This is a genomic window from Klebsiella sp. HN106, assembly GCF_051209435.1.
In the GTDB taxonomy this organism is placed as follows: Bacteria; Pseudomonadota; Gammaproteobacteria; order Enterobacterales; family Enterobacteriaceae; genus Klebsiella; species Klebsiella oxytoca.
Genome location: NZ_JBLURD010000178.1, coordinates 1 through 324, shown reverse-complemented (window position 1 = coordinate 324; position 324 = coordinate 1). Strand labels below are relative to the sequence as shown.

The window sequence follows — 324 nt, the reverse complement described above, 5'->3', positions numbered from 1 at the left end:
ATTAAGCGTGATGACATCGCCATCCCCTTCCCCTTCAATGACCCTGTAGCTCAGCGTGCGCCGCTTACTCTCAGCTAATGTCCTGGCCTGCTGCCATGCCGCTTCTGCGCTGTCATAGATGCCCTGATAGATCAGCTCGCTGGGCACGCAGCTTTTACGACCGAGATATAAATCCCATACCGGATTTTGTAGCGCCTCTGGTAACGACTCGGCTTGCTGGCTGCCAAGTCCCATTACCACGGCGAATACGGCATCCTGGAGATAGTGGCGGTAGGTCATTTTCGTTCCACCCCCTACGGCTTTCTTTCCATCGGATGTTTTAGG

1 protein-coding gene is annotated in these 324 nt (G+C 54.3%); it reads right to left on the bottom strand.

Features of this window, described 5'->3' with window-relative positions:
• Positions 1-324, bottom strand: a 324-nt coding sequence (gene cas5e, locus ACSIPU_RS30835; RefSeq protein WP_435322510.1) for a type I-E CRISPR-associated protein Cas5/CasD, incomplete at both ends; no start/stop codon positions are given.